At 70.2% G+C, this 24562-nt stretch carries 24 protein-coding genes and 1 pseudogene; 14 read left to right on the top strand and 11 right to left on the bottom strand.

The window, feature by feature from the left end:
• Positions 1 to 41: 41 nt before the first annotated feature.
• The 5 genes from Pen02_RS03740 to Pen02_RS03720 form a co-directional block, all read right to left on the bottom strand.
• On the bottom strand, positions 42 to 1796 hold the full coding sequence (locus Pen02_RS03740; RefSeq protein ID WP_203864486.1) for an ABC transporter substrate-binding protein: 1755 nt from the start codon (positions 1794 to 1796) through the stop codon (positions 42 to 44).
• 121 nt (positions 1797 to 1917) lie between these two features.
• Entirely contained in the window at positions 1918 to 2916 is a 999-nt protein-coding gene (locus Pen02_RS03735; protein WP_203864485.1) for an ABC transporter permease, read from the bottom strand.
• A gap of 12 nt (positions 2917 to 2928) precedes the next feature.
• Positions 2929 to 3990: an ABC transporter permease gene (locus Pen02_RS03730; RefSeq protein ID WP_239140021.1), complete on the bottom strand. Its 1062-nt coding sequence runs from the start codon at positions 3988 to 3990 to the stop codon at positions 2929 to 2931.
• Positions 3987 to 5021, bottom strand: a complete 1035-nt coding sequence (locus tag Pen02_RS03725; protein WP_203864484.1) for an ABC transporter ATP-binding protein — start codon at positions 5019 to 5021, stop codon at positions 3987 to 3989. Before Pen02_RS03725 ends, Pen02_RS03730 begins: the two co-directional genes overlap by 4 nt.
• Positions 5018 to 6034, bottom strand: a complete 1017-nt coding sequence (locus Pen02_RS03720; RefSeq protein WP_239140076.1) for an ABC transporter ATP-binding protein — start codon at positions 6032 to 6034, stop codon at positions 5018 to 5020. The genes Pen02_RS03725 and Pen02_RS03720 overlap by 4 nt, the downstream gene beginning before the upstream one ends.
• A gap of 502 nt (positions 6035 to 6536) precedes the next feature.
• Between Pen02_RS03720 and Pen02_RS03715 the strand changes: the two genes are divergently transcribed.
• The 7 genes and pseudogenes from Pen02_RS03715 to Pen02_RS03685 all read left to right on the top strand — a co-directional run.
• Positions 6537 to 7091: a Uma2 family endonuclease gene (locus Pen02_RS03715; protein WP_203864483.1), complete on the top strand. Its 555-nt coding sequence runs from the start codon at positions 6537 to 6539 to the stop codon at positions 7089 to 7091.
• 98 nt (positions 7092 to 7189) lie between these two features.
• Positions 7190 to 8626, top strand: a complete 1437-nt coding sequence (locus Pen02_RS03710) for a TldD/PmbA family protein (protein ID WP_203864482.1) — start codon at positions 7190 to 7192, stop codon at positions 8624 to 8626.
• An 82-nt stretch (positions 8627 to 8708) separates the two neighbouring features.
• Complete coding sequence (locus tag Pen02_RS03705; RefSeq protein WP_203864481.1) at positions 8709 to 10097, top strand: TldD/PmbA family protein; 1389 nt, start codon at positions 8709 to 8711, stop codon at positions 10095 to 10097.
• A 70-nt stretch (positions 10098 to 10167) separates the two neighbouring features.
• Positions 10168 to 10968 (top strand): hypothetical protein, encoded by an 801-nt coding sequence (locus Pen02_RS03700; protein ID WP_203864480.1) that lies wholly within the window; start codon positions 10168 to 10170, stop codon positions 10966 to 10968.
• 366 nt (positions 10969 to 11334) lie between these two features.
• Entirely contained in the window at positions 11335 to 12156 is an 822-nt protein-coding gene (gene sdhC, locus Pen02_RS03695) for a succinate dehydrogenase subunit SdhC (RefSeq protein ID WP_203864479.1), read from the top strand.
• A gap of 12 nt (positions 12157 to 12168) precedes the next feature.
• A complete protein-coding gene (locus Pen02_RS03690; protein WP_203864478.1) occupies positions 12169 to 14094 on the top strand; it encodes a fumarate reductase/succinate dehydrogenase flavoprotein subunit in 1926 nt (641 codons plus the stop codon).
• A pseudogene (locus Pen02_RS03685) lies at positions 14094 to 14882 on the top strand (succinate dehydrogenase/fumarate reductase iron-sulfur subunit); the annotation flags it as partial. The gene Pen02_RS03690 and the pseudogene Pen02_RS03685, both read left to right, overlap by 1 nt.
• A 399-nt stretch (positions 14883 to 15281) precedes the next feature.
• On the opposite strand, the gene Pen02_RS03680 reads toward Pen02_RS03685, so the two are convergent.
• Entirely contained in the window at positions 15282 to 15677 is a 396-nt protein-coding gene (locus tag Pen02_RS03680; protein ID WP_239140015.1) for a (deoxy)nucleoside triphosphate pyrophosphohydrolase, read from the bottom strand.
• Positions 15678 to 15945: 268 nt separating this feature from the next.
• Between Pen02_RS03680 and Pen02_RS03675 the strand changes: the two genes are divergently transcribed.
• Positions 15946 to 16257: a 4a-hydroxytetrahydrobiopterin dehydratase gene (locus Pen02_RS03675; RefSeq protein WP_203864476.1), complete on the top strand. Its 312-nt coding sequence runs from the start codon at positions 15946 to 15948 to the stop codon at positions 16255 to 16257.
• A 52-nt stretch (positions 16258 to 16309) separates the two neighbouring features.
• Positions 16310 to 16672 carry a PH domain-containing protein gene (locus Pen02_RS03670; protein WP_203864475.1) on the top strand — a complete coding sequence of 121 codons (363 nt, stop codon included), beginning with the start codon at positions 16310 to 16312 and terminating at the stop codon, positions 16670 to 16672.
• A gap of 75 nt (positions 16673 to 16747) precedes the next feature.
• On the opposite strand, the gene Pen02_RS03665 is transcribed toward Pen02_RS03670, so the two are convergent.
• A complete protein-coding gene (locus Pen02_RS03665; protein ID WP_275413548.1) occupies positions 16748 to 17155 on the bottom strand; it encodes a winged helix-turn-helix transcriptional regulator in 408 nt (135 codons plus the stop codon).
• 111 nt (positions 17156 to 17266) lie between these two features.
• Between Pen02_RS03665 and Pen02_RS03660 the strand changes: the two genes are divergently transcribed.
• The 3 genes from Pen02_RS03660 (at position 17267) to Pen02_RS03650 (ending at position 19431) form a co-directional block, all read left to right on the top strand.
• Entirely contained in the window at positions 17267 to 18142 is an 876-nt protein-coding gene (locus Pen02_RS03660) for an NAD(P)H-binding protein (RefSeq protein ID WP_203864474.1), read from the top strand.
• Positions 18143 to 18368: 226 nt separating this feature from the next.
• Positions 18369 to 18959 (top strand): type II toxin-antitoxin system antitoxin SocA domain-containing protein, encoded by a 591-nt coding sequence (locus Pen02_RS03655; protein ID WP_203864473.1) that lies wholly within the window; start codon positions 18369 to 18371, stop codon positions 18957 to 18959.
• A gap of 103 nt (positions 18960 to 19062) precedes the next feature.
• On the top strand, positions 19063 to 19431 hold the full coding sequence (locus Pen02_RS03650) for a Fic/DOC family protein (RefSeq protein ID WP_203864472.1): 369 nt from the start codon (positions 19063 to 19065) through the stop codon (positions 19429 to 19431).
• A gap of 142 nt (positions 19432 to 19573) precedes the next feature.
• On the opposite strand, the gene Pen02_RS03645 is transcribed toward Pen02_RS03650, so the two are convergent.
• From Pen02_RS03645 to ychF, 4 genes are read right to left on the bottom strand one after another with little or no spacing between them, the layout of a single operon-like run.
• On the bottom strand, positions 19574 to 19957 hold the full coding sequence (locus tag Pen02_RS03645; protein WP_239140014.1) for a DUF1905 domain-containing protein: 384 nt from the start codon (positions 19955 to 19957) through the stop codon (positions 19574 to 19576).
• Between the two features lie 53 nt (positions 19958 to 20010).
• Positions 20011 to 20304: a HigA family addiction module antitoxin gene (locus Pen02_RS03640; protein WP_203864471.1), complete on the bottom strand. Its 294-nt coding sequence runs from the start codon at positions 20302 to 20304 to the stop codon at positions 20011 to 20013.
• Between the two features lie 13 nt (positions 20305 to 20317).
• Positions 20318 to 20599 (bottom strand): type II toxin-antitoxin system RelE/ParE family toxin, encoded by a 282-nt coding sequence (locus Pen02_RS03635; protein ID WP_203864470.1) that lies wholly within the window; start codon positions 20597 to 20599, stop codon positions 20318 to 20320.
• 31 nt (positions 20600 to 20630) lie between these two features.
• Positions 20631 to 21719, bottom strand: a complete 1089-nt coding sequence (ychF, locus tag Pen02_RS03630) for a redox-regulated ATPase YchF (protein ID WP_203864469.1) — start codon at positions 21717 to 21719, stop codon at positions 20631 to 20633.
• A 251-nt stretch (positions 21720 to 21970) separates the two neighbouring features.
• Here ychF and Pen02_RS42930 point away from each other — a divergent pair, with 251 nt between their 5' ends.
• Together Pen02_RS42930 and Pen02_RS03620 are read left to right on the top strand one after the other, a co-directional pair.
• Positions 21971 to 23644, top strand: coding sequence for a DNA-3-methyladenine glycosylase 2 family protein (locus Pen02_RS42930; RefSeq protein ID WP_239140013.1), 1674 nt, complete (start codon positions 21971 to 21973; stop codon positions 23642 to 23644).
• A 5-nt stretch (positions 23645 to 23649) separates the two neighbouring features.
• Positions 23650 to 24153 carry a methylated-DNA--[protein]-cysteine S-methyltransferase gene (locus tag Pen02_RS03620; protein ID WP_372445571.1) on the top strand — a complete coding sequence of 168 codons (504 nt, stop codon included), beginning with the start codon at positions 23650 to 23652 and terminating at the stop codon, positions 24151 to 24153.
• The last annotated feature ends 409 nt before the right edge of the window (positions 24154 to 24562 follow it).

Below are 24562 nucleotides of genomic sequence, written 5' to 3'. Positions count from 1 at the left end.
GGGTACGACCGTTCCGGCGGGGGCCCGAGGCGTTCCGGCGACTACTGCTTGATGTGGCTGTTGTAGAAGACCGGTACGCCGAACTGCTCGGAAACGATCAGGCCACCGACCTTGGCACCGGTGACCAGGAACGTGTTGTCCTGGTAGATCGGCACGACCGGGACGTACTTCTCCATGATCGTCTGATCGATCTTGGCCCACTCCGGACCCGCCTCGCCGGCCGGCAGGTTGCTCACCCGGTCGATTTCGGCGTTCACGTCGTCGGCGTTGAAGTACGACACGTTCGAGTTGCCCTGCGGGCCGAGCTTGCGGCCGTCCCAGAGCACCGGGATGGTCGACACCGCGCTCGGCCAGTCCGCCGCCCAGTTCGACAGGTAGATGTCGTACGGGTTGCCCCGGGTCCTGGCCGTCGGGTTGTGGTCCTCGACGTACTGGACGGTGACGTCGAAGCCCGCCTTCTCCAGGCTCTGCTCGACGATCGGCGCGGTCTGCTGCCCGAAGGCGGTGGCCCGGGACATGAAGACCAGCTTTGGCTTCTGCCCGCCGAGCAACTCCTTGGCCTTCTCCGGGTTACCGGTCGGCCCGCCGTCGTACGGGTTCGGGTACGCGGTCCGGCCGATCGTGGTGTCGGCAAGCAGGGTGTGGGTCAGCTTGCCGGAGGCGTCGCCGCCCTGGGTGGCGAGGATGCCCTGCTTGTCGATCGCGTACGCGATCGCCTGCCGCACCTTGACGTCCTTGATCCGCTCGTTGTTGATGCTCAGGTACCAGACCGACGGGGAGGGCTTGCGCACCACCCGCTCACCGAGCGAGGAGTCGCCGAGCACCTGGTTGACCAGTGCCTGCGGGACCTCGTCCCAGGCCACCGCGGTCTGGTCGGCGCCCTGGCCGGCAAGGGCCCGCTCGGTGGCGGCGGTGTCGTTGGGGCCGATTTCGACCTCGATGGTCTCCGGGTACGCGTGCCGCAGCGGGTCGGTCTTCGGGTCCCAGTTCGGGTTGCGCTCCAACACGAACCGGGTGTCCTTGACGTACTCCTTGATCTTGTACGGCCCGGAGGAGACCACCCGGCGGTCGTACTCGGTCTTGGTGTCCTGGGCCTTCGGCACCGGTACCGAGGTCGGCAGCGACAGCGCGAACGGCAGGTCGCAGTGCGGCTTGGCGAAGGTGAAGACCAGCGTCCGGTCGTCCTTGACGGTCAGCCCGGGGACGGTGTCGCTGCCCGAGGTGTACGGCCCCTTGTAGGTCGCGTTGTACTCCGCGTTGTCCGCCAGCCACTCCTGGACGTACGTCGGGCCGCCGTCGATGGTCTCCTCGAAGGAGCGGGCGATCCCGTACGCCACGTCGGCGGCCTTGATCGGCGTACCGTCCTCGAACTTCACCCCCTCCTTGAGGGTGTACTCCCAGGTCTTGCAGTCCTTGTTCACGTCCTTGCCCGGGTCGGTGGCCAGGTCGCCGACCAGCAGCACGTTGCCGTTGCCGTCCTCCTTGAAGACGGTCAGCGTCCGGACGAACATCTGCTGGATCGACATCCCGAAGAAGGTGTACGTCCGCTGCGGATCCAGGTGTTCGAAGTCCTGCTCCTGGATGAGCTTCAGCGCGCCGCCGGGCTTCGCCCCGGGCACCTCGGCCGCCGGCCCCTGCGAGTCCTTCGGGTCGGTCGCGATCGAGCTGGTGAACTGCTTGCCGCCGCCGTTGTCGGAATCACCGTTCTCGCCGGTGTTCTCCGAGCAGGCGGCCAGCGCACTGGACGCGAGCACGAGCGCGGCGCTCGTCGCGGCCACCGCGAGTCTGGGTCGCATAGGAATTCCTCCTGGTCTCGTTCCCGCAGGACGGATCGGCGATGATCGGTTGAAGGAAATATTCACTCAAAGTTGCATGAAGGTAAGTTTCATAGCAGTAACGATGGGACAACGGTTGGGCTCATCCGAGCCGGACCCGGGGATCGACCACCGCGTACAGCATGTCGACCAGGACGTTGGCCGCGACGACGAAGACGGCGGCGAGCAGCACCGTCGCCATCACGATCGGCATGTCCAGGTCGAGCGCCGCGTTCAGCGCCGTCCGGCCCAGCCCGGTGAACCCGAAGACCGTCTCGGTGATGACCGTGCCGCCCAGGTAGGCGCCGAGATCCAGCCCGGCGATGGTGATGATCGGGGTGATCGCGGCGCGCAGCGCGTGCCGGCCGTACACGGTGATTTTGGACAGTCCCTTGGCCCGCGCCGTCCGGACGAAGTCCTCGGAGAGGGTCTCCAACATCTGCGCCCGGGACAGCCGGGCGTAGGTCGCCGAGTTGAGGAAGCCGAGCGCGAACCAGGGCAGGATCATCGCCGACGCCCAGGCCAGCGGATTCTCGGTCAGCGGGGTGTAGCGCGGATAGCCCAGCAGGCCGGTCTCGTAGACCAGCCCGATCAGCAGCAGGGGCCCGAAGAGCAGGATCGGCATCGACGCACCGACCAGCGAGGTGCCGACCGCCAGCTTGTCGAAGGCGCTCCCCCGGCGCAACGCCGAGACCATCCCGATCGAGACGCCGAGCACCAGCCAGACCACGGCCGCGCCGAAGACGATGCTCAGGGTCACCGGCAGGGTCCGGCCGACGATCCCGGTGACCGGCTCGTCGCTGCGGAACGAGAAACCGAGGCAGGGCGCCGGGCAGTCCCGGGCGGTCGGGCCGGTGCCGATGGTACGGCCGACGAACACCCCCCGCATGAACTCGGCGTACTGCACCGGGATGGGCTTGTCGAGCCCCATCCGGCGCTCGATCATCTCGATCCGCTCCGGGCTGCACACGTTCTTGCTGTCCCCGCACATCAGCTCGGCCGGGTTGTTGGGGACCGCGAAGAACATCCCGAAGGTGATCACGCTGACCGCGAGCAGGGTACTCAGCGCCAGCAGTACCTTCTTGACCACGAACCGCAGCACGCCCGACCCCTCCTACCTGCTCGACTTCGGGTCGAGCGCGTCGCGCAGCGAGTCGCCGAAAAGGTTGAACGCCAGCACCAACAGGAACAGCGTGGTCCCGCCCACGATGGTGAAACTCGGTACGTCCCGGATGTAGCGCACGCTGTCGTTGATCAGCCGGCCCAGGTCGGGCGTCGGCTCCAGCACACCGATGCCGAGGAAGGACAGCGCCGCCTCCGCCGTGATCAGCGCCGGCACGTTCAGCGAGAAGGTCACCAGGATCGGCGCCCAGAGGTTCGGCAGGAGTTGCCGGAACAGGATGTGTCCCAGACCGGCGCCGGAGGCGCGGGCCGCCTCGACGAACTCCCGCTCGCGCAGCGAGAGCACCTGCCCCCGGACCAGCCGGGCCGAGATCGTCCAGTTGAACAACACGAAGATCAACACCAGTAGCGCCGGGCGGAACCAGGACGCCACCTCGTCGCGCGGGCCGTAGAACTGGTTCACCGCCAGCGGTACGAAGGCGAAGCAGAAGATGTAGAACGGGAAGGCCAGCGCCAGGTCGATGATCCAGGTGATCACGGCGTCCACCCAGCCGCCGACGTACCCGGCGACGATGCCGACCACCACGCCGAGCGCGATGGTCAGCACGGCGGCGGTGAACGCGATCATCAGCGAGGTACGCAGCCCGTAGACCACCTGGATGAAGATGTCCCGGCCGATCCCCGGCTGGATGCCGAACCAGTGCTCACCGGAGACTCCGGCATAGCCGAGCGGGAAGCCGTTGCGGTCCAGCCGATCCGGGAACCGGTCCTCCGGCCCCTTGCCGTACAGCCGGGCCACCAGCGGGGCGGCTGCGGCCAGCAGGACGAAGAAGACGAGTACCCCGCCGCTGACCAGCGCCACCCGGTCCCGGCGCAACCGCCGCCAGGCAAGCTGCCCCGGCGACCGGCCGACGAACTCCCCCGCCCCGACGGCAGCGCCCGGCGCCGTGGACCCGGCCGGGGTCGTACCCTCGGCCGGAGCTGGCGTCTCCGGGTCGACGCCGGCCGCCGCCGCGACCACCCCCGCCTGGGCGGCCATCTGCTGCTCGCTCATCGCAGCTCGCCTTCCTCCGGGAAATGGCAGGCGACCGTGCCGGTCCTGTCCGGTGGTCCGGTCAGCGCCGGCTCCTCGGTCGCGCAGACGTCCTGGGCCTTCCAGCACCGGGTCCGGAACCGGCAGCCGGACGGCGGGTCCAACGGCGTCGGTACGTCACCGGTCAGCCGGATCCGCCCCGCCGGCCCCAACTTCGTCACGTCCGGTACGGCCGAGAGCAGCGCCCGGGTGTACGGGTGACGCGGCCGTTCGTAGATCTCCGCCCGGTCCCCGGTCTCCACGATCTTCCCCAGGTACATCACCGCGATCCGCTGGCAGAAGTGCCGGACCACGGCGAGGTCGTGCGCGATGAAGACGAACGCCAGTCCGAGGTCCCGTTGCAGGTCGCGGAGCAGGTTGACCACCTGCGCCTGGATCGACACGTCCAGTGCGGAGACCGGCTCGTCGGCGACGATCAGCTTCGGCCGCAGCGCGAGGGCGCGGGCGATCCCGATCCGCTGCCGCTGGCCGCCGGAGAACTCGTGCGGATAGCGGTTGTAGTGCTCCGGGTTCAGGCCGACGAGTTCGAGCAGTTCCCGGACCCGCTGCTTCACCCCGCCGGGCGGAACGATCCCGTTGACCTGTAACGGCATCGCCACGATCCGCCCGACGGTGTGCCGGGGGTTCAGCGAGGCGTACGGGTCCTGGAAGATGATCTGGAGGTCCTGGCGGAGCGGCCGGAGTTCGCCCCGGGAGGCGTGCGTGATGTCCCGCCCCTCGAAGACGATCCGGCCGGCGGTCGGCTCCAGCAGACGTACCAGCAGCCGGCCGGTGGTGGTCTTGCCGCAGCCGGACTCGCCGACCAGTCCGAGGGTCTCCCCCGCCCGGACCTCGAAGTCCAGCCCGTCCACCGCGCGCACCAGACCGCTGCGGCGGAAGCCGGAACGTACCGGGAAGTGCTTGGTCAGCCCGGTCACCGTCAGCAGCGGCTTGCCGGCTCCGGTGTCGACCGGCCGCTCCGGTGCCACCGCCGCCGTCTCGTCCACTGTCATGGTGCCACCCCCACCTGGGCGATCTCGTCGGCGTAGAACCGCTGCCGGTCAACCTCGGGCAGGTGGCAGGCGACCCGGTGACCGGCCTCGGCCACCGGCAGCAACTCGGGCCGCTCGGTCGAGGAGCGCCCGTCGGTCCGGTCGGCGTACCGGCAGCGGGGGTGGAAGGCGCAGCCGGGCGGAAGGTTGATCAGGCTCGGCGGGTTGCCCCGGATCGGCACCAGGTCCGCGCTCGCGTCACCGCGCAACGACGGCACGCTGGAGAGCAACCCCCAGGTGTACGGATGCTGCGGCCGGCGCAGCACCTGCTCCACATTGCCGTGCTCGACGGCCCGCCCGGCGTACATCACGAGTACGTCGTCGGCGACCTGGCTGACCACCCCGAGGTCGTGCGTGATCAGCACGATCGCCGAGTTGAACTCGGATTGCAGGTCGGCCAGCAGGTCGAGGATCTGCGCCTGCACGGTGACGTCCAGCGCGGTGGTCGGCTCGTCGGCGACCAGCAGGTCGGGATCGTTGACCAGGGCCATCGCGATCATGACCCGCTGCCGCATCCCGCCGGAGAACTCGTGCGGGTACTGCTCGGCTCGGCGGGCCGGCTGCGGGATGCCGACGCGGTCCAGCATGTCGACCGCACGCCGCCACGCCGCCCGCCGACCGGCCTCCGGATGGTGCACCCGGTACGCCTCGGCGATCTGCCGCCCGACCGAATAGTAGGGGTGCAGCGCGGAGAGCGGGTCCTGGAAGACCATCGCCATGTCCCGGCCGCGCAGCCGGCGACACTCCGCATCGGACAGCCCGACCACGTCCCGCCCACCGACGAGGATCTCGCCACTGATCTCCGTACGCCTCGGGTCGTGCAGGCCGAGCACGGCCAGGCTGGTCACGCTCTTGCCCGAGCCCGACTCGCCGACGATGCCGAGGGTGCGACCACGCTCGACCCCGAACGAGAGCCCGTCGACCGCCCGGACCACCCCGTCCTCGGTCCGGAACCGCACCCGCAGATCCCGCACCTGAAGGTACGGGTCGGCCTTTGTGGTCTCGGACGACGACGCCTCGGACGACGCTGCCGATCCCGGCGTTTCCACCAGCGTCCCCTCTTCCTGCTCCGTCACCGGCTCCGTCGCTCACCCGGCTGACTTGGGTGAACCCGGGGAGCGTGAAGGTAACCTACAACAGAGTCCAGAGGGTGAAAATAAGCTACAGGTGCCGATTCCTGGTCCACCGGCCTCCCCCGGGCCGGAGAACCAACGTATCGCCCTATTCAAATGGCTCCGGTGCGGGCCTGTCGACCCCACCCGCCCCATCCACACCCGACCGTCGAGACGAGCGGCAAGATCACCCTATTTCTCTGAAGCAGCGGCTAACCGGAATTCCCGGCGCGCTACATCGGTGAAGTAGCACGATCTTGCAGGTCGTGACGGAGAAGGAGACTGTGGGGTCGGGTCGCCGTGGGAGACTTGGCGGCGTATGGAGGCGAACCGACAGGACCGCGACGACGAACCGGAGGTGCCCATGACCGCGACGGTGTTCAGCCACGGCGGGCCGTGGACCGAAGCGGAGTATCTCGCCTTCGGCGAGACCCGGGATCGCGTCGAACTCTTCGACGGGAGCCTTCACGTGACCCCTGCCCCCACCCCTCGACACCAGCACATCTCGCGCCGGCTGGGCAACGCGCTGGAGCACGGCGCGGAAGCCGCCGGACTGCACGTGCTCGAAGCCGTGAACGTGCGGCTGCGACCGGGTCGGATTCCGATCCCCGACCTGGTCGTGACCGGTGAGATCGACTTCGACGAGTCGGTCGTTGACGGTTCGGCGGTGCGGCTGGTCTGCGAGATCAGCTCACCGGGCAACGCCGCCACCGACAAGGTGCTGAAGATGCACTACTACGCCACCGCCCGGATCCCGTGGTATCTCCTGGTCGAACAGGAGACCGGGACGCTGCGGCTGCACCGCCTCGACGGTGGGCACTACGTCGAGCACGCGGTGGCGAAGCCCGGCGACACGCTCCAGCTCACCGAGCCGGTGGTGGCGGAAATCCGCCCGGAGGATCTGCTACCCGGGCGCTGAACCCTCCTCCTCGCATAAGGTCGTCCCATGATCGGATCCGGCGCACGCCGGACCGCCGACCGGACCACCGACCGGGCGAACGCGACGAGGAGATGCCGATGGTCGAGTTCGACGTGGCGACGGCGGCGGTGCAGGCCGCCCTCGACGCCGGCGCCCGGTACGCCGACGCCCGGGTCATGCACCGCCGCTACGAGTCGATGACCGCCCGCAACGGCGAGATCGAGTCCGTCACCCAGGACGAGAGCGCCGGGATCGGGGTACGCGCCCTCGTCGGCTCGGGATGGGGCTTCTACGCCGTACCCGATCTCTCGGAGTCGGCGGCTCGGGCGGCGGGTGAGCGGGCCGCGCGGATCGCCGCCGCGAGTGGCCGGGTCGCCGGTCCCGGCAGCACCCTGCTGCCGGTGGCCGCCAGCACCGGATCGTGGCACTCGCCGTGTGCCGTGGACCCGCTCTCGGTGCCGCTGTCGGACAAGGGCGACCTGCTGGTCCGGGCCACCGGCACGTCCCGGGAGCACGGCGCCGACCTGGCCGAGGGGCTCTACCAGATCTGGGACACCCGCAAGTGGTTCGTCTCCAGCGAGGGGCACCGGATCGACCAGCACATCCGGGAGTCCGGGGCGGGGATCTCGGCCACCGTGATCGGTGACGGCGAGACGCAGCGCCGGTCCTACCCGAGCTATCGCGGCCAGTACGGCACCCAGGGCTGGGAACTGGTCGACTCGCTCGACCTGACTGCGCACGCCGCCCGGATCGCCGAGGAGGCCCGGGAACTGGTCACCGCGCCGCTCTGCCCGGCCGGCGAGACCACGCTGATCCTCGGCGGCGAGCAGATGGCGTTGCAGATCCACGAGTCGGTCGGGCACGCCATCGAACTCGACCGGATCCTCGGCTGGGAGGCCGCCTTCGCCGGTACGTCCTGGCTGGACCTCGACCAGCTCGGCGCGCTGCGCTACGGCTCCGAGCTGATGAACGTCACCATCGACCCGACCATCCCCGGCGCGCTGGGCAGCTTCGGCTACGACGACGAGGGCACCCCGGCGGCGAAGCGGGACGCGGTCCGGGAGGGTCGCTGGGTCGGCACGCTGGCCGGCCGGGACTCGGCCGCCGTCGCCGGACTCGACTACGCCGGCAGCGTCCGCTCCGACGGCTGGGCCCGGCTGCCGATGGTCCGGATGACGAACGTCGGGCTGGAGCCCGGCCCGCACACCCTGGACGAGATCATCGCGGCCACCGACGACGGCGTGCTGATGGACCTCAACCGCTCCTGGTCGATCGACGACAAGCGGCTCAACTTCCAGTTCGGCTGCGAGATCGGCTGGGAGGTCAAGAACGGCCGCCGGGGCCGGATGCTGCGCAACCCGACCTACACCGGGATCGGCCCGCAGTTCTGGCGGTCGATGGACATGCTCTCCTCGGAGACGGTCGCCTGGGGTACGCCGAACTGCGGCAAGGGGCAGCCCGGCCAGGTCGGCCACACCGGCCATCCGGCCGCCCCGGCGCGGTTCACCAACGTCCGGGTCGGGGTGCACGGGTGAGCGCGAGGAGTGAGCCGATCTTGCGAGCCCCGCAGTCGCGAACGGAAGGCGAGCACGGGTGAGCGAGGCTATGGAGGCAGCGATGACAGACCCACTCGACCTTGCCGGCCGGGTCGTCGACCTGGTCCGACAGGTGGCCGGGCCGGGTGCCGAGGCGGAGGTCGGCACCGAGTACGCCGAACTCGCGCTGACCCGGTTCGCGAACTCGTTCATCCACCAGAACATGGCCGACGCCGGTACGACGGTGCGGCTGCGGCTGCACCTGGACGGGCGTACGGCCAGCGGGGCGTCCACGGTGGTGACCGCCGAGGGCCTGCGTGACCTGGTCGAACGTACCGTCTCGGCGGCTCGGCACTGTCCGCCCGATCCCGGCTGGCCGGGGCTGAACCGACCGGCCACCGTGGACGAGGACGGCAACTGGGACGAGGCGACCGCCACGGCCGGGCCGGAACAGCGGGCCGAGCGGGTACGCGAGTTCGTCGAGACGGCCGGCGGGCTGGAGGCGGCCGGCTACTGCCGTACCGGGCACCGGAGCGGGGCGTTCGCCAACACCGCCGGGCACACCGCGCACGGGCGGCACACCGAGGCGGCGATGGACGGGATCGCCCGGTGCGGCGGTGCTGACGGGGTCGCCCGGCTGGCCTCGTTCCGCCTCGCCGACCTGGCCGGCGGGGTGCTCGGCGCCCGGGCGTCGGTGAAGGCGCGGGCCGGGGTGGCACCCGTCGAACTCCCACCGGGGCGGTACGAGGTGGTGCTGGAGCCGACCGCCGTCGCCGACCTGCTACAGAACCTCTCCACCTGGGGCTTCAACGGGAAGGCGTACAACGAGCAGCGGTCGTTCGCCGTACCCGGGACGGAGCAGTTCGACAGGTCGGTCACGCTGGTCGACGACGCGCTCGCCGGGCCGGCGCTGCCGTTCGACGCCGAGGGAACCGCCCGGACCCCGGTGGCGCTGGTCGAGCACGGTGTCACCCGGACGGTGGCGCACGACCGGCGTACCGCCGCCGAGGCCGGCGCCTCCTCGACCGGGCACGCCGTGCCGGGCGGTGCCGCCGTCGGAGCCGTCCCGCTGCACCTGGGGTTCGTACCGGCCCCGTCACCGAACGGTCTGGCCCGGGCGGGCGAGGTCTCCGGGCCGGTCGTGGACGCGGACACCGCCGCCCTGGTCGCCGAGGTACGCCGTGGGCTGCTGGTCACCGACGTCTGGTACACCCGGGTCCTCGATCCGAGAAGTCTGGTGGTCACCGGGCTCACCCGCAACGGAGTGTGGCTGATCGAGGACGGCGAGGTCGCCGCCGCCGTACAGAACTTCCGGTTCACCCAGTCCTATCCGCAGGCCCTCGCCCCCGGCGCCGTACTCGGGATCGGCCGGCACACCGCGTTGCAGTCGCACACCTTCAGCAGCGCCTGGTGGTCGGCCCTGCCGCTCCGGCTGGCCTCGTGGAACTTCACCGGCGGCGCCTCCGGCTGACCCGACCCGGCGGGCGGGGTGGGAGCGCGCGGGGATGCCCGGATCGCGTCGCGGTGTTTCACTGTGTGGCGTGACGGACGACGCGAGCACCCCGGCCGCCGACGACGCGACCAGCGGCACCCGGTACGGCTCCGGCAGTACGGGACGCACCGGACCGACGGACAGCACGGGGCGCACCGGGACGACGGGCAGCACCGGGCGCACCGGGACGACGGGCGGGGCCGACCCGGCCGGGTCGGCGGGGCGGGACGGTGCCGTACCCCCGGGGTCGTCGGCCGCGAGTGACCGCGCGGCAGAGCAGCCGCGCCAGCCCGACCCGGCCGCCCGGCGGCGCCGCCGGCTGACCATCGCCGGGATCGCCGGTGCGGCGGTCGTCGTACTGCTGGTCTGCGGCTGCCTCGGCGCGTTCGCCGCCGGAATCGGCCGGTTCGCCCGGGAGTCCGACCGTGAGCGGACGGCGCAGGCCCGCGCCGATTCGGCCTGCCACGAGTTGGAGCAGCGGCTCAACCGGCTGACCCCGCCCGGTGCCACGGCAAGTCCGGGCGAGCGGGCGGCGGCGATCCGGGACGAGAACGCGGCCGTCCGGCCGTTCCTGTCCGAAATCGAGCGACTACGCGGCTGGTGGGACGACGACCGCGACGACGACCGCGACTCCGACGATCATCCGCGCGGTCGTGGCGAGTCCTGGCAGCGGCTGGTCGACGCCCGTACCAGCTACGCGGACGCGCTCGACCGGCAGGTGACCAACGGCGAGCCGGCGTTCTTCATCGCACCGCGTGACCCGGTGGGCCGACCGCTGCTGGACCGTTTGCAACGCGGGCCGGCGGAGTGCGGCGCCGCCGCCCGGCGGCTCGCCGCGCCGGATTTGTAGCCACCGAGCCGATCGGCCGGCCCGCCGTGGGCGCGGTCCGGTCTCGGCGCCACCGGCTTCGCCGGTTCAGCGAACCGTCGGCGTTGGGAGGCGCAGACGGCCCGTCACGGTCCGTCGCCCCCGGTCACGCCGAGTGCGGATCGAGTGAAGTTGTGCACAACCGTGCCCGGATCGGCGAGCAGGACTTTCGTAATCGGCGGGAAACCCGCGAGACTCCCTTGCGCATGTGCCCGTAAACGTGCGGCGTAACGTGTGCACCGACGCGGACGCAGGTAGCGCGGCTGCGGGTCTTCCCCTGCCCCGCGCGCCCCGCCGGAACACCATCCGTGCCCGTCAGCCAGATCGGGCCCCGTCAGGGAGACATAGATGACTACGAGGACGGCCCCACCTCCGGCCGGACTGCCGGGGAGCGTGCGTCAGCGCGCGGCCATCACGGCAAAAACCCTGCGTACCGACCGCTGGTGGTTCGCTCCACTGATCACGGTGATCGGGCTCGGCGCCTGGGTCACGTACGCGACCGTGCGGGTGTTCATGCACGACTTCTACTGGGTCGAGGACTACCACTACCTGACCCCGTTCTACTCGCCGTGCGTGACGGAGACCTGCGTTCCCGAGGCGGCACACTTCGGCCGGGTACTCCCCGGCTGGTGGATCATCCCGGACGCCGCGCTGACCCTGCCGTTCCTGCTGCTGTTCCGGCTCACCTGCTACTACTACCGCAAGGCGTACTACCGGTCGTTCTGGCTCTCGCCGCCGGCCTGCGCGGTCCCGGACGGGCACAAGACCTACTCCGGCGAGACCCGCTTCCCGCTGGTCGGGCAGAACCTGCACCGGTACGCCTTCTACGCGGCCGTGATCATCTCGCTGATCAACACCTGGGACGCGGTACTCGCCTTCCACAGCCCGAAGGGCTTCGGCTTCGGCCTCGGCAACATCGTGCTGCTGGTCAACGTGGTGATGCTGTGGGCGTACACGCTCTCCTGCCACTCCTGCCGGCACATCGCGGGCGGCCGGTTGAAGCACTTCTCCAAGCACCCGGTGCGGTACCGCTTCTGGACGTTCGTCTCCAAGCTCAACGTCCGGCACATGCAGCTCGCCTGGATCACCCTGGGCACCCTGGCGCTCACCGACTTCTACGTCATGGCGCTCTCCGCCGACTGGTTCAACGACCTGCGGTTCATCAACTAAAGGGCCTCTGACATGACTACCCGAATCGAACGACACCACTACGACGTCGTCGTCATCGGTGCCGGCGGCGCCGGCCTGCGGGCGGCGATCGAGGCCCGGCTGGCCGGGAAGCGTACGGCGATCATCTCGAAGTCGCTGTTCGGCAAGGCCCACACGGTGATGGCCGAGGGCGGCGCCGCCGCCGCGATGGGGAACGTGAACAGCCGGGACAACTGGCAGGTGCACTTCCGGGACACCATGCGGGGCGGCAAGTTCCTGAACAACTTCCGGATGGCCGAGCTGCACGCGAAGGAGTCGCCGCAGCGGATCTGGGAGCTGGAGACGTACGGTGCGCTCTTCGACCGCACCAAGGACGGGAAGATCTCGCAGCGCAACTTCGGCGGCCACGAGTACCCGCGACTCGCGCACGTCGGCGACCGGACCGGTCTGGAGCTGATCCGCACCCTGCAACAGAAGATCGTCTCGTTGCAGCAGGAGGACAAGAAGACGCACGGCGACTACGAGGCCCGGATCAGGGTCTTCGCCGAGACCACCATCACCGAGCTGCTGCTCGACGGTGACAAGGTCGCCGGGGCGTTCGGCTACTACCGGGAGTCCGGCGAGTTCGTCCTCTTCGAGGCGCCGGCTGTCGTGCTTGCCACCGGCGGCGTCGGCCGCTCCTACAAGGTCACGTCGAACTCCTGGGAGTACACCGGGGACGGGCACGCGCTGGCGCTGCGGGCCGGCGCCACGCTGATCAACATGGAGTTCCTCCAGTTCCACCCGACCGGCATGGTCTGGCCGCCCTCGGTGAAGGGCATCCTGGTCACCGAGTCGGTCCGGGGCGACGGCGGGGTGCTGAAGAACTCCGAGGGCAAGCGGTTCATGTTCAACTACGTCCCCGACGTCTTCCGCAAGCAGTACGCGGAGACCGAGGAGGAGGCGGACCGCTGGTACACCGACCCGGACAACAACCGGCGCCCGCCGGAGCTGCTGCCCCGGGACGAGGTCGCCCGCGCCATCAACGCCGAGGTCAAGGCGGGTCGGGGTACCCCGGCCGGCGGCGTCTACCTGGACATCGCCAGCCGGCTGCCGGCCGAGGAGGTACGCCGTCGGCTGCCCTCGATGTACCACCAGTTCAAGGAGCTGGCCGACGTCGACATCACCGCCGAGCCGATGGAGGTCGGCCCGACCTGCCACTACGTGATGGGTGGCGTCGAGGTCGACCCGGACAGCGGTGCGGCGCACGGGCACGTGCAGGGGCTCTTCGCCGCCGGTGAGGTCTCCGGCGGTATGCACGGCTCCAACCGGCTCGGCGGCAACTCCCTCTCCGACCTGCTGGTCTTCGGCAAGCGGGCCGGCGAGCACGCGTCGGCGTACGCCGAAGGGCTGACCGCCCGCCCGAAGGTGGCGGCGGCGGACGTCGAGGCCGCGGTGGACCGGGCGCTGGCCCCGCTGGAGCGCGACGGCGGGGAGAACCCGTACACGTTGCAGCAGGACCTCCAGGCGGTGATGGGCGACCTGGTCGGCATCATCCGGCGCAAGGGTGAGCTGGAGGAGTCGCTGGTCAAGCTCGCCGACCTGCGGGACCGGGTGACCCGGGTGGCCGCCGCCGGCGGTCGCCGCTACAACCCGGGCTGGCACCTGGCGCTGGACCTGCGGAACATGCTGGTGGTCTCCGAGTGCACCGCCCGGGCGGCGCTGGAGCGCGAGGAGTCCCGGGGCGGCCACACCCGGGAGGACTTCCCGACGATGGCGCCGCAGTGGCGGACGGTCAACCTGGTCTGCTCGCTCGACGGCGACAAGGTACGGCTGGAGCACAAGCCGCTGCCGAAGATCCGGGCCGAGCTGATCCAGCTCTTCGACCGGGCCGAGCTGGCGAAATACCTGACGGACGAGGAACTGGCGGACTTCGACGCCCTCACCGGGGACGCGCACGCTGAGGAGGCGGCCAAGTAATGGCGACACAGAACGCGCCGGGCGGTACCGGCAAGGCCGGCACGACCCGCAACTTCAAGGTGTGGCGCGGCGACGAGTCCGGTGGCGACCTGACCGACTACCAGGTGCAGGTGAACGAGGGCGAGGTGGTCCTCGACGTCATCCACCGGTTGCAGGCGACCGAGGCACCCGACCTGGCCTGCCGGTGGAACTGCAAGGCCGGCAAGTGCGGCTCCTGCTCGATGGAGATCAACGGCATGCCCCGGCTGGGCTGCATGACCCGGATGTCGACGTTCGACGAGAACGAGACGGTCACCATCACCCCGCTGCGGACCTTCCCGATCATCCGGGACCTGGTCACCGACGTCTCGTTCAACTACGAGAAGGCGCGGGAGACCCCCGCGTTCGCGCCGCCGGAAGAGCTGAAGCCCGGCGAGTACCGGATGCAGCAGGTCGACGTCGAGCGGTCGCAGGAGTTCCGGAAGTGCATCGAGTGCTTCCTGTGCCAGAACACCTGCCACGTGGTCCGGGACCACGAGGAGAACAAGGAGTCGTTCTCCGGTCCGCGCTACTTCATCCGCGCCGCCGAGCTGGACATGCACCCGCTGGACGCGAAGACGGACCGCAAGGAGTACGCCCAGGCGTCGCAGGGGCTCGGCTACTGCAACATCACCAAGTGCTGCACCGAGGTCTGCCCCGAGCACATCAAGATCACCGATAACGCGATCATCCCAATGAAGGAACGCGTCGTCGACCGACGGTACGATCCAGTTGTGTGGCTCGGTAGCAAGATCTTCCGCCGTGGCAAGCAGAACGAGGCCGCGCAGGCCCAGACCCCGCGCGACCCCGACGAACTCGGCTCGGTGCACTCGCACGCGGGTGCGTCGCACGAGCCGGAGGCCGAGGTCGGCGCGGAGCGTGGCGTGCACTGGGCCCGGCAGGTCCCGCACCCGACCGCACCGCCGCTCGACTCCCGGGGCCGACTGGCGATCAGCGAGTTCACCTTCGACAAGGCGGCGGCACCTTCGCCGTTCGGCGACGACGTGACGTTCCCGCTGCCGGCCGAGGGGCTCAACTACAGCCACCCGGACCAGCCGCGCGACAAGGACTGACCCGACTCGTGACGCGGGCCGGGGTCGCCTCGCGGTGACCTCGGCCCGGTCAGCGGGCTACTGCCGACAGGCTCCACCGGTGACCCGGTTGGTTGGTCAGTCAGTTCCGGGCGCGCCGGCCAGCACCGGACGCAGCGCCGCCACTATCGGTACGTCCGCCGGCAGCCAGGGCACGCTGTCCAGTTCCTCCGGGCGCAGCCAGCGGATCTCGGAGTGCTCCAGGGGCTGCGGCTGGTCCCCCGGCACGAGCTGGGCCAGATAGACCCGGAGCACCGAGCGGCCATGTCCCATCCGGACATCCCGCCCGATCCGGTCACCGATCTCGACGCGTACGCCCAGTTCCTCGGCGCACTCCCGGACCAGCGCGGCCACCTCGGACTCGCCCGGTTCCACCTTCCCGCCCGGGAACTCCCACCGGCCGGCCACCTCCGGCGGGTGAGATCGCGCACACGCCAGTACCCGTCCGGCGACGACGATGGCGGCCCCCACCACTACTTTCGGCTCGCGCCGCCCGCGCCCGGAATGTCCCCCAGTCGACCCGTCACGGTCGTTACCGTTCGCCCAATCGGTCCGCACGGGCGTCCAGCGTGCCAGATCAATCGGGAATTCGGGTAGCGCAGCCGGCCCACCGGTCACTAGAAGACGGAAGGGTGGACGTGGACACACCAGCCGGCCAGCGACAGACTAGGGAGCACCGACCGAGACACGGGATGGCGACGATTTGGCCACAAGCCGGCAACGACGCCTGGGAGGTATGGCGATGCGTGCTCTGTGGGGTGGCCGGATGGACCGTGACTACCTGAGCGACGCACTCACCCTACTGGGCGACTGGTCCCGCGAGGGACAGCAGATCAAACGGACCCTCGTCCTCGACGACACCCAGCACGCGGCCCTCACCGAGCGGATAAAGGTCATCGCTGACGCGTTGCATCTCCGCCCGGAGATCCGCCGGCTGGACGGCCGTACCCAGATCAAGATCGGTCCCCGGGACGACACCGAGATCACCGAGGGTGAGGTCACCCTCGCCGCCCGGATCGAGGACGTCTACCGCGCGGTGACCGGGCCGAACTGACCGCCGGAAGCGCCGACGGGCGGTACTGGCGCACCCCTTTTACCCTCGGATCATGGCCAACGTCACCTATGACCGTCGCGAGCAGCTCAAGCAGATCGAGACCGGCCTCCTCGACGGAGAACAGGTCATCGCCGTCTACGACGCCATCGGCGCCGGCACCGGGTTCATCGGGCTGACCGATCGGCGGGTGATCATCCAGGACAAGTCGTTCGTCGGCAAGAAGTTCGCGATCACCAGCATCCCGTACTCGAAGATCACCAGCGTGAGCGTGGTGAGCAACAAGTCCTGGGGTGGGTCGTTCTTCTCCACCGGTTCGATCGCGATCCACGTCGGTACGCACACCTACGAGGTGGAGTTCCGGGGCGACCAGAAGAGTCACCACGTGCACAACGTCATCCTGCACTACATCTCGTAGGCCCGGCGGACGTCGAGGGTCGGCGCTCCCGCGCCCCGGACGTCGATCAGCGTTCCCGGGTCCCGGACGTCGAGGTCAGCGTTCCCGGGTCTCGTCGTACGCCCGGCGGGCGGTGAAGACGTCGTCGAGCCGGCCCTCGACCCAGCGGGTCAGCGCCGACACCTGCTCGGCCACCTCACGGCCGACCGGCGTCAGCGAGTAGTCGACCCGGGGCGGGATCACCGGTTTGGCGGCGCGGTGCACGAAACCGTCCCGTTCCAGGGTCTGCAACGTCTGCGCCAGCATCTTCTCGCTCACCCCGCCGACGTGCCGGCGCAGCTCGCTGAACCGGTACGACCGGTGCAGCAGCGCGGAGAGCACCAGCACGCCCCAGCGGCTGGTGACGTGTTCGAGCACCCCCCGGGAGGGGCAGTCCGCCCGGTTGACGTCGGGCACGAGCCTCTGCGGTGCGGCGCCGGTCGGCGACACTTCGCTCACACTCACGTCAGTACCTTACCTGAGAGTGCGTACTTCCCGACAGATCTGTACTAGCCCTAGGGTAAGTGGCAGGTCCAGGAGCTGGGCATCTGCCACGTCTAGGGAAGAAGCACGTCGATGAGCATCGTTCTCACCGGAGCCACCGGCCAACTCGGTCGCCTGATCATCGCGGACCTGCTGGCTGCCGGCGTACCGGCGGACGGGATCACCGCCATCGCGCGGAGCAGGGCGAAGGCGGCCGACCTGACAGCCCGGGGCGTCCGGCTGCACCTCGCCGACTACGACGAGCCCGCAACCTTCGCCGGGGCGTTCCGGCCCGAGGACCGGGTACTGCTGATCTCCGGTACCGACGTCGGCCGCCGGGTTCCCCAGCACGCGGCGGTGGTCGAGGCCGCCCGGATCGCCGGTGTCGCCCAGCTCGGCTACGTCAGCGTGTTCGGCGGCCCGAAAGCCGACTTCCAGCTCGCCGCCGACCACCGGGAGACCGAGCGGCTGGTCCTCGACTCCGGCCTGCCCCACACCCTCCTGCGCAACAACTGGTACTCCGAGATGTACGCGGTCAACGAGCTGCCCGGGATACTGGCCCGGGGCGCCGTCGTCACGAACGTCGCCCCGGGAAGCCGGATCGCCACCGCAAGCCGAGCCGACTACGCCGCCGCCGCAGCGGTCGTACTCCGCGAGGACGGGCACCTGGGCAGGGCGTACGAGCTGAGTGGCGACACCGCGTGGACCTTCGACGAGTTCGCCGCGGAGGTGAGCCGGCAGAGCGGCCGGACAGTCGTACATGAGTCCCTCGCCCCGGCCGAGCGGGCGGCGATCCTGACCAGCGTCGGTGTCCCCGCCCCCTTCGCCGACGTACTGGTGGACGTGGACGACGCGATCGGCCGAGGGCTGCTCGCCGGCACGCCCGGCGAGCTGTCCCGACTGATCGGCCGCCCGACGACCCCGATCGCCGACACCATCGCGCTGGGCCTGGCCGCCCAGACCGCCTGAGTCCTGCCGACCGGAGGGGGCGGCCCGGGGCGCCGGCATCGGTCGGCGCCCCGGGCCGATCAGGCCGGGCCGGACCGCTCCCCGACGCCACACTCTTCGAACAGGTGTACTAGACGCCCGGAGTTGCCCTGGATGGCATGGGAGCCGAGTGCGACACGCTCCTCGCAGGCCGCTGTGCTGCGGGATGGCTCGATCTGGTCCTACGCTTGGCGCAGAGGGAGGTGTCATGGCTGACGTGCACGATGTCGCCGCCGCTCTACTTGAGCGCCTGGGCGAGATGACCGCGATGAAGCTGGAAAAGCTCGTCTACTACTGCCAGTGCTGGCACCTCGCCCGCCACGATTCTGCCCTGTTCGACGAGCCGATCCAGGCATGGCGGGAGGGTCCTGTGGTGCCCGCCCTCTACCAGCGGCACCGGCGGCGCTACACGATCAGTTCGTGGTCGGACGGCGATCCCACCACGCTCGACAGCTCGGCACGTGCGACCGTCGACTGGGTCGCGGACAGGTACGGCCGGTTCTCCGCAGTCCAGCTCTCCCGGATGACCCACGCCGAACTGCCCTGGCGTGGGGCCCGGGACGGTCTGCCGGACAGTGCTCCATCGAGCAACGAAATCCGTCGGGACATCATCACCGTCTACTACGCCCGCCAGCGGGCCGATGCCGAAACAGCCGTCACCCTGGCGACGGCGAGCGCGGCGCTTGAGGGCATCGAGTTGGACGACGAATGGCAGGACCGTCTTCGAGACCTCGCCACCGGCGTTCTCAGCGCAGACGAGTTGATCGCCGAAGAGATTGCCCGGTCCGAGGGTGCCTGATCCGTACTGTTGGCCGGGCACGGAGTGCCTTCGCAACAGGCTCGGAATCACGGACGGTCAGCGGCTCGCCCTGCTCGAAGCGAGAATCGTCAGCGTTCGTGAGGTGGAGGTCGCCCAGGAAACGATCCCCGGCGACTACAACCTGGAGCACCTTAAGCTCTTCCACCACGCGCTCTTCCGCGACCTCTACGACTGGGCCGGGGAGACCCGGACGGTGGACATCGCGAAGACCGGATCCCAGTTCTGCCACTGGCGCTACGTCGACGACCAGGTGAGCGCCGTGTTGGCCGAGCTTGCCGGCGACGGACATCTGATCGGGTTCAACCGCCACGCGTTCGTCGAAGCGCTGGCGCACTACTACGGCGAACTGAACGCGCGGCACCCGTTCCGCGAGGGAACGGCAGATCGCAGCGGGCCTTCCTTCGGCAGCTCGCGGCGGCTGCAGGCCTCCATCTCGACTGGTCCGAGCTGAGCAAGAACGACAACATCCGAGCATGTCGGGCCAACCTGCTGACCGCCGACACGAAGCTGCTGGTCTCGGTGCTGGAGCCGGTCGTACGACGGATCTGAGCCGTACCGGGCTCAGCCGTCGGGGACGACTCGACCTGGTCCCGTCAGCGTTGGGCATCATCTCGCCGTGCCGGACGCAGCGTCACCGCCACGACATCACCCTCGCCCAGGTCCTCGGCCTTCCTGACGGCGTCCTTCAGCGGCACCAGATAACGGCCGTCCTTGGGGAAGAGTGCCGTCCTGAACTCGGTGCCGCCGATGACGACCTGCACCGGCACCTGGCCCCAGTAGATCAGTGACCGCGCCTCCTCCTTGAGTTCGGCGCTGTCGGACTCGGACATGGCCACGAAGAAGTACGGTGCCGGGCCGCGCCACTCGATGATCTCGCCGTCGAACACCCACTCCACGGTGATCCATTGAACCAGCACCTTGGGCCGACCGAGAGGGCCCGGCTGCTCCCGGTCAGCCAGCAGGGCGATCCGGTTCAACGTCCGTGGAAGCCCGATTCATGCTGGGCGAGGTTGCTGCGGATGTCGCGGTTTCACGCCGACCGGAGCGGGTGGATCCTGTCGAGGGTGTCGCCGAGCGCGTCCCTCTCGATTTCGAGGTCGTACCGGTTCTGGAGGTTGATCCAGAACAGGGCTGTCGTGCCGAAGTAGCGCGAGAGCCGAAGGGCGGTGTCGGCCGTGACACGCCGCTTGCCGTGGACGATCTCGTTGATCCGCCGGGGCGGTACGCCGATGGCGACGGCAACCTTGTGCTGGGTGATCCCGAGCGGGGCGATGAAGTCCTCCATGAGCACCTCGCCGGGATGAATCGGAGCCAACTTGCTCATCCGTTCACCTCCGCTAGTGGTAGTCCACGATCTCGACGTCTTCCGGACCGGTCTCGGTCCACGTGAAGCAGATCCGCCACTGGTCGTTGATCCGGATGCTGTGCTGCCCCTTACGGTCGCCTTTGAGCCCTTCCAAGCGGTTTCCGGGCGGCACCCGGAGGTCGTCGAGAGTCACCGCCGCATCGAGGAGCACGAGCTTCCTCAGTGCCGTTCGGAGCAGCCGAGGATCCGGAGCTCCGACTCGTTCACGCTGCCAGAGCCGCTCGGTGTCCCGGCTTCCGAATGACCGGATCACGAGCCGAGCATAACGCGCTACGGTAATAACGTCACACGTTAAAGCGGAACTCGACCACGTCGCCGTCCTGCATGACGTAGTCCTTGCCCTCGATCCGTACCCGGCCGGCGGCCTTGGCGGCCGACATCGAGCCGGCGGCGACCAGGTCGTCGTACGAGACGATCTCGGCCTTGATGAAGCCGCGCTGGAAGTCGGAGTGGATCACACCGGCCGCCTCCGGGGCGGTCGCCCCGACCGGTACGGTCCAGGCCCGCGCCTCCTTCGGCCCGGCGGTCAGGTACGTCTGCAACCCCAGTGTGCGGAAGCCGACCCGGATGAGCTGGTCGAGACCGGGCTCGGACTGCCCGATCGACTCCAGCAGTTCCCGGGCCTCGTCCGGCGGCAGGTCGGTCAGCTCCGACTCGACCTTGGCGTCCATGAAGATCGCCTCGGCCGGTGCGACCAGCAGGCGCAACTCGTCCAACAGGTCGGCGTTGTTGAGTTCCGCCTCGTCGACGTTGAAGACGTACAGGAAGGGTTTGGTGGTCAGCAGGTGCAGCTCGCGCAGCTCGGCCACCTCGATCCCGGCGTTGGCCGCGCCCGCGTAGAGGGTGACGCCGGTGTCGAGCAGTTCGGCCGCCTTCTTGGCGGCGGTGACGGCGGCGGCCCGGTCCTTGCGGACCTTCGCCTCCTTCTCCAGCCGGGGCAGCGCCTTCTCGATGGTCTGGAGGTCGGCCAGGATCAGCTCGGTGTTGATGGTCTCGATGTCGTCGCCGGGCGAGACCTTGCCGTCGACGTGCACCACGTTCGGGTCGGAGAAGACCCGGACGACCTGGCAGATCGCGGCGGCGTCCCGGATGTTGGCCAGGAACGCGTTGCCCCGGCCCTGCCCCTTCGACGCGCCCCGAACCAGGCCGGCGATGTCGACGAAAGAGACCGGCGCGGGAAGGATCTTCTGCGAACCGTGGATCTCGGCGAGCTTGCCCAGCCGCTCGTCCGGCAGGCCGACCACTCCGACGTTCGGCTCGATGGTGGCGAACGGGTAGTTCGCGGCGAGTACGTCGTTCTTGGTCAACGCGTTGAAGAGGGTGCTCTTGCCGACGTTGGGCAGGCCGACGATGCCGATGGTCAGTGAAGTCATGCGAACGCGACTGCCTCTCTCGTAGCCTCCCGCAACCCGGTGTGGTCCACCGGCCCGGCCCGGAATGAAGTCTACGGACGCGCCCGGAGCACCGCCGCGATGGGCAAGCCCGCCCGGACCGCCCCGGCGACCACCTCGGTCGGCCGTTCCGTGCCGCCCGACGGTGACCCCGGCCACCCGAGGGTCGGGTACGCACGGTGAGGTCCGATTTCCGCGAGTCAACGCGTACGGCAGGCGGCACCATCGAGGGTATGGAACTGGACTTCGAACGGTGCTACCGCGCGGTGGACAGCCGGGACCAGCGGTTCGACGGCTGGTTCTACACCGGGGTCACCACCACCGGCATCTACTGCCGGCCGTCGTGCCCGGCGACGACCCCGAAGCGGGAGAACGTCCGGTTCTTCCCGTCCGCCGCCGCCGCACAGCGGGCCGGGCTGCGCGCCTGCCGGCGGTGCCGCCCCGACGCCGCCCCCGGCTCGCCGGAGTGGAACGTCCGGGCCGACGTCGTCGGCCGGGCGATGCGGCTGATCGGCGACGGTGTGGTCGACCGGGAGGGGGTGCCGGGGCTGGCCGGCCGGCTCGGCTACACCGAACGGCACCTGAACCGGATGCTGGTCGCCGAGGTCGGCGCCGGACCGCTCGCGCTGGCCCGGGCCCAGCGGGCGCAGACCGCCCGGATCCTGGTCGAGACGACCGATCTCGGCCTGGCCGAGATCGCCTTCGCCGCCGGGTTCGGCAGCGTGCGGCAGTTCAACGACACGATCCGCGAGGTGTACGCGGTGGCGCCGTCCCAACTGCGCGACGCCGCCCGCCGCTCCGCCGCCGGTGCGGCCTCCCGCCGTACCGGTTCCCGGGCGAGCCGGAGCGGCGTTCCCGGTTCGGCGGTACCGAACCCGAGCGGCGCCCCGGGCAGAGCGGGAACGGCGGGCACACCGGGGGCATCGCCGACGCCGGGCGCACCGGGCACTGCGGGGACGATCACGTTGCGGCTCGCGTACCGGGCGCCGTTGCACGCCGACGCGCTGCTCGACTTCCTCGCCCTGCGGGCGGTACCCGGGATCGAGGAGGTCGACGCCGGGTCGTACCGCCGGGGTCTGCGGCTACCGAACGGGCCGGCCGAGATCGCCATGACCCCGATGCCCGGGTACGTCGCCGCCACCCTCCGGCTCGCCGACGTCCGTGACCTGGCCCCGGCGGTGGCCCGCTGCCGTCGCCTCTTCGACCTGGACGCCGACCCGGAGGCGGTGGACGCCGTCCTCGGCGCCGATCCGGCGTTCGCCGAGGCGGTGGCGAAGGAGCCCGGCATCCGGGTGCCACGGGCGGTGGACGGCTTCGAGATGGCCGTCCGGGCGATCGTCGGCCAGCAGGTCTCGGTGGCCGGTGCCCGTACCGTGCTGGCCCGGCTGGCCGCCGCGACCGCCGCGACCCCTGCCGACCCATCGGCCGGATCCGACAGCCCGAACGGTCCCGCCGCCACCGCCGGTCCCGACGGCCCGGCCCGGGCCGACAGCGCAGGCGGAACCGGCAGCGCGGGCGGACCGGCCGGGCTGCGCGCGTTTCCGTCAGCCGAGGAGGTGCTGGCCCTGCCGGACTCCGCGTTCGGCATGCCGGCCGCCCGGCGGGCGACCATCCGGGCGCTGGCCGAGGCGGTCGCCACGGGCGACCTGGACCTGGACCCGGGCGCGGACCGGGCCGAGCTGGTCGACCGGCTGACCGCGCTGCCCGGGATCGGCGCCTGGACCGCCGGCTACGTCGTGATGCGCGCGATCGGCGACCCCGACGTCTTCCTCCCCACCGACCTCGGGGTACGCCGGGGCGCCGCGGCGCTCGGCCTCCCCGACGACCCGAAGAGCCTCGACGCGTACGCCGGCCGCTGGCGGCCCTGGCGCTCGTACGCGGTGATCAGACTATGGAGAGCAGAGTGAACGAGATGTACAGCAGCCGGATCGAGACGCCTACCGGACCACTGACCGTACTCGCCGACCCGGACGGCGTGGTGCACGCCGCCGGCTTCACCACGGACACCGCCAACCTGCTCGGGCTGGTGCACCCCCGACTGCGCCGGGAGGTACGCGAGCGGCCCGAACTCGGCCCGGTCAGCGCGGCCGTACGGTCCTATCTGGACGGTGACCTGACCGCGATCGACGCGGTACCGGTCGTCCAGCACACCGACGGCGAGTTCCTGGCGCACGCCTGGGAGACGCTGCGTCGGGTCAAGCCGGGCGAGCCGGTCACCTACACCGAGTTCGCCGAGTTGTCCGGCCGCCCCCGCGCGGTCCGGGCCGCCGCGATGGCCTGCGCCCGGAACGCGGCGGCACTCTTCGTGCCGTGTCACCGGGTTCTGCGCACCGACGGCGGCCTCGGCGGCTTCCGGTGGGGGCTGCCGGTGAAGACCTGGCTGCTCGCCCACGAGCGCCGGGCCGACATCGGCTGACGGACCGCCGGTGCTGAGTCGCCGGTCAGCACCGGGCCACTCGCCGGTACTGAGTGACCGGTCAGCGTCAGGATGCCGGCCGGTACCGGGTGCAGCGCGATCGCGGTGGCGAGCGATGGCGACAGGTGACAGCAGGCCGTGGCGAAAGGTGACAGCAACACGACTCAACCGCCACCCATGTTTGCCGATACCGTCAGGGCATGGCGCCGGATCGTGACGACGAGCCCACGGTCCGGGGCCGGCCGGGCTTCCGGCTGCCCGTGAGACGGCTGTCGGCGAAACTGCGGGCGCACCGGCCAGGTCTCCTGTCGCCGGGAGAGGACAGCCGAACCGGCGACCGGCCGACCCGTTGCCGGCTGGCCCGTCCGGCCAATCCGTTGCCCCGCAACCTCTGGCGGCTGCGGCACTA

Source organism: Plantactinospora endophytica, assembly GCF_016862915.1.
GTDB lineage: Bacteria > Actinomycetota > Actinomycetes > Mycobacteriales > Micromonosporaceae > Plantactinospora > Plantactinospora endophytica.
This window is presented reverse-complemented; position numbering and strand designations above follow the sequence as displayed.

Coding starts and splice junctions, on each gene's coding strand:
- Pen02_RS03705 (WP_203864481.1), top strand. CDS start 8,709: ATGACAGACCCACTCGACCTTGCCGGCCGGGTCGTCGACCTGGTCCGA.
- Pen02_RS03715 (WP_203864483.1), top strand. CDS start 6,537: ATGACCGCGACGGTGTTCAGCCACGGCGGGCCGTGGACCGAAGCGGAG.
- Pen02_RS03710 (WP_203864482.1), top strand. CDS start 7,190: ATGGTCGAGTTCGACGTGGCGACGGCGGCGGTGCAGGCCGCCCTCGAC.
- Pen02_RS03655 (WP_203864473.1), top strand. CDS start 18,369: ATGGCTGACGTGCACGATGTCGCCGCCGCTCTACTTGAGCGCCTGGGC.
- Pen02_RS03620 (WP_372445571.1), top strand. CDS start 23,650: ATGTACAGCAGCCGGATCGAGACGCCTACCGGACCACTGACCGTACTC.
- Pen02_RS03740 (WP_203864486.1), bottom strand. CDS start 1,796: ATGCGACCCAGACTCGCGGTGGCCGCGACGAGCGCCGCGCTCGTGCTC.
- Pen02_RS03675 (WP_203864476.1), top strand. CDS start 15,946: ATGCGTGCTCTGTGGGGTGGCCGGATGGACCGTGACTACCTGAGCGAC.
- Pen02_RS03660 (WP_203864474.1), top strand. CDS start 17,267: ATGAGCATCGTTCTCACCGGAGCCACCGGCCAACTCGGTCGCCTGATC.
- Pen02_RS03640 (WP_203864471.1), bottom strand. CDS start 20,304: ATGAGCAAGTTGGCTCCGATTCATCCCGGCGAGGTGCTCATGGAGGAC.
- Pen02_RS03690 (WP_203864478.1), top strand. CDS start 12,169: ATGACTACCCGAATCGAACGACACCACTACGACGTCGTCGTCATCGGT.
- Pen02_RS42930 (WP_239140013.1), top strand. CDS start 21,971: ATGGAACTGGACTTCGAACGGTGCTACCGCGCGGTGGACAGCCGGGAC.
- Pen02_RS03725 (WP_203864484.1), bottom strand. CDS start 5,021: ATGACAGTGGACGAGACGGCGGCGGTGGCACCGGAGCGGCCGGTCGAC.
- Pen02_RS03670 (WP_203864475.1), top strand. CDS start 16,310: ATGGCCAACGTCACCTATGACCGTCGCGAGCAGCTCAAGCAGATCGAG.
- ychF (WP_203864469.1), bottom strand. CDS start 21,719: ATGACTTCACTGACCATCGGCATCGTCGGCCTGCCCAACGTCGGCAAG.
- sdhC (WP_203864479.1), top strand. CDS start 11,335: ATGACTACGAGGACGGCCCCACCTCCGGCCGGACTGCCGGGGAGCGTG.
- Pen02_RS03730 (WP_239140021.1), bottom strand. CDS start 3,990: ATGAGCGAGCAGCAGATGGCCGCCCAGGCGGGGGTGGTCGCGGCGGCG.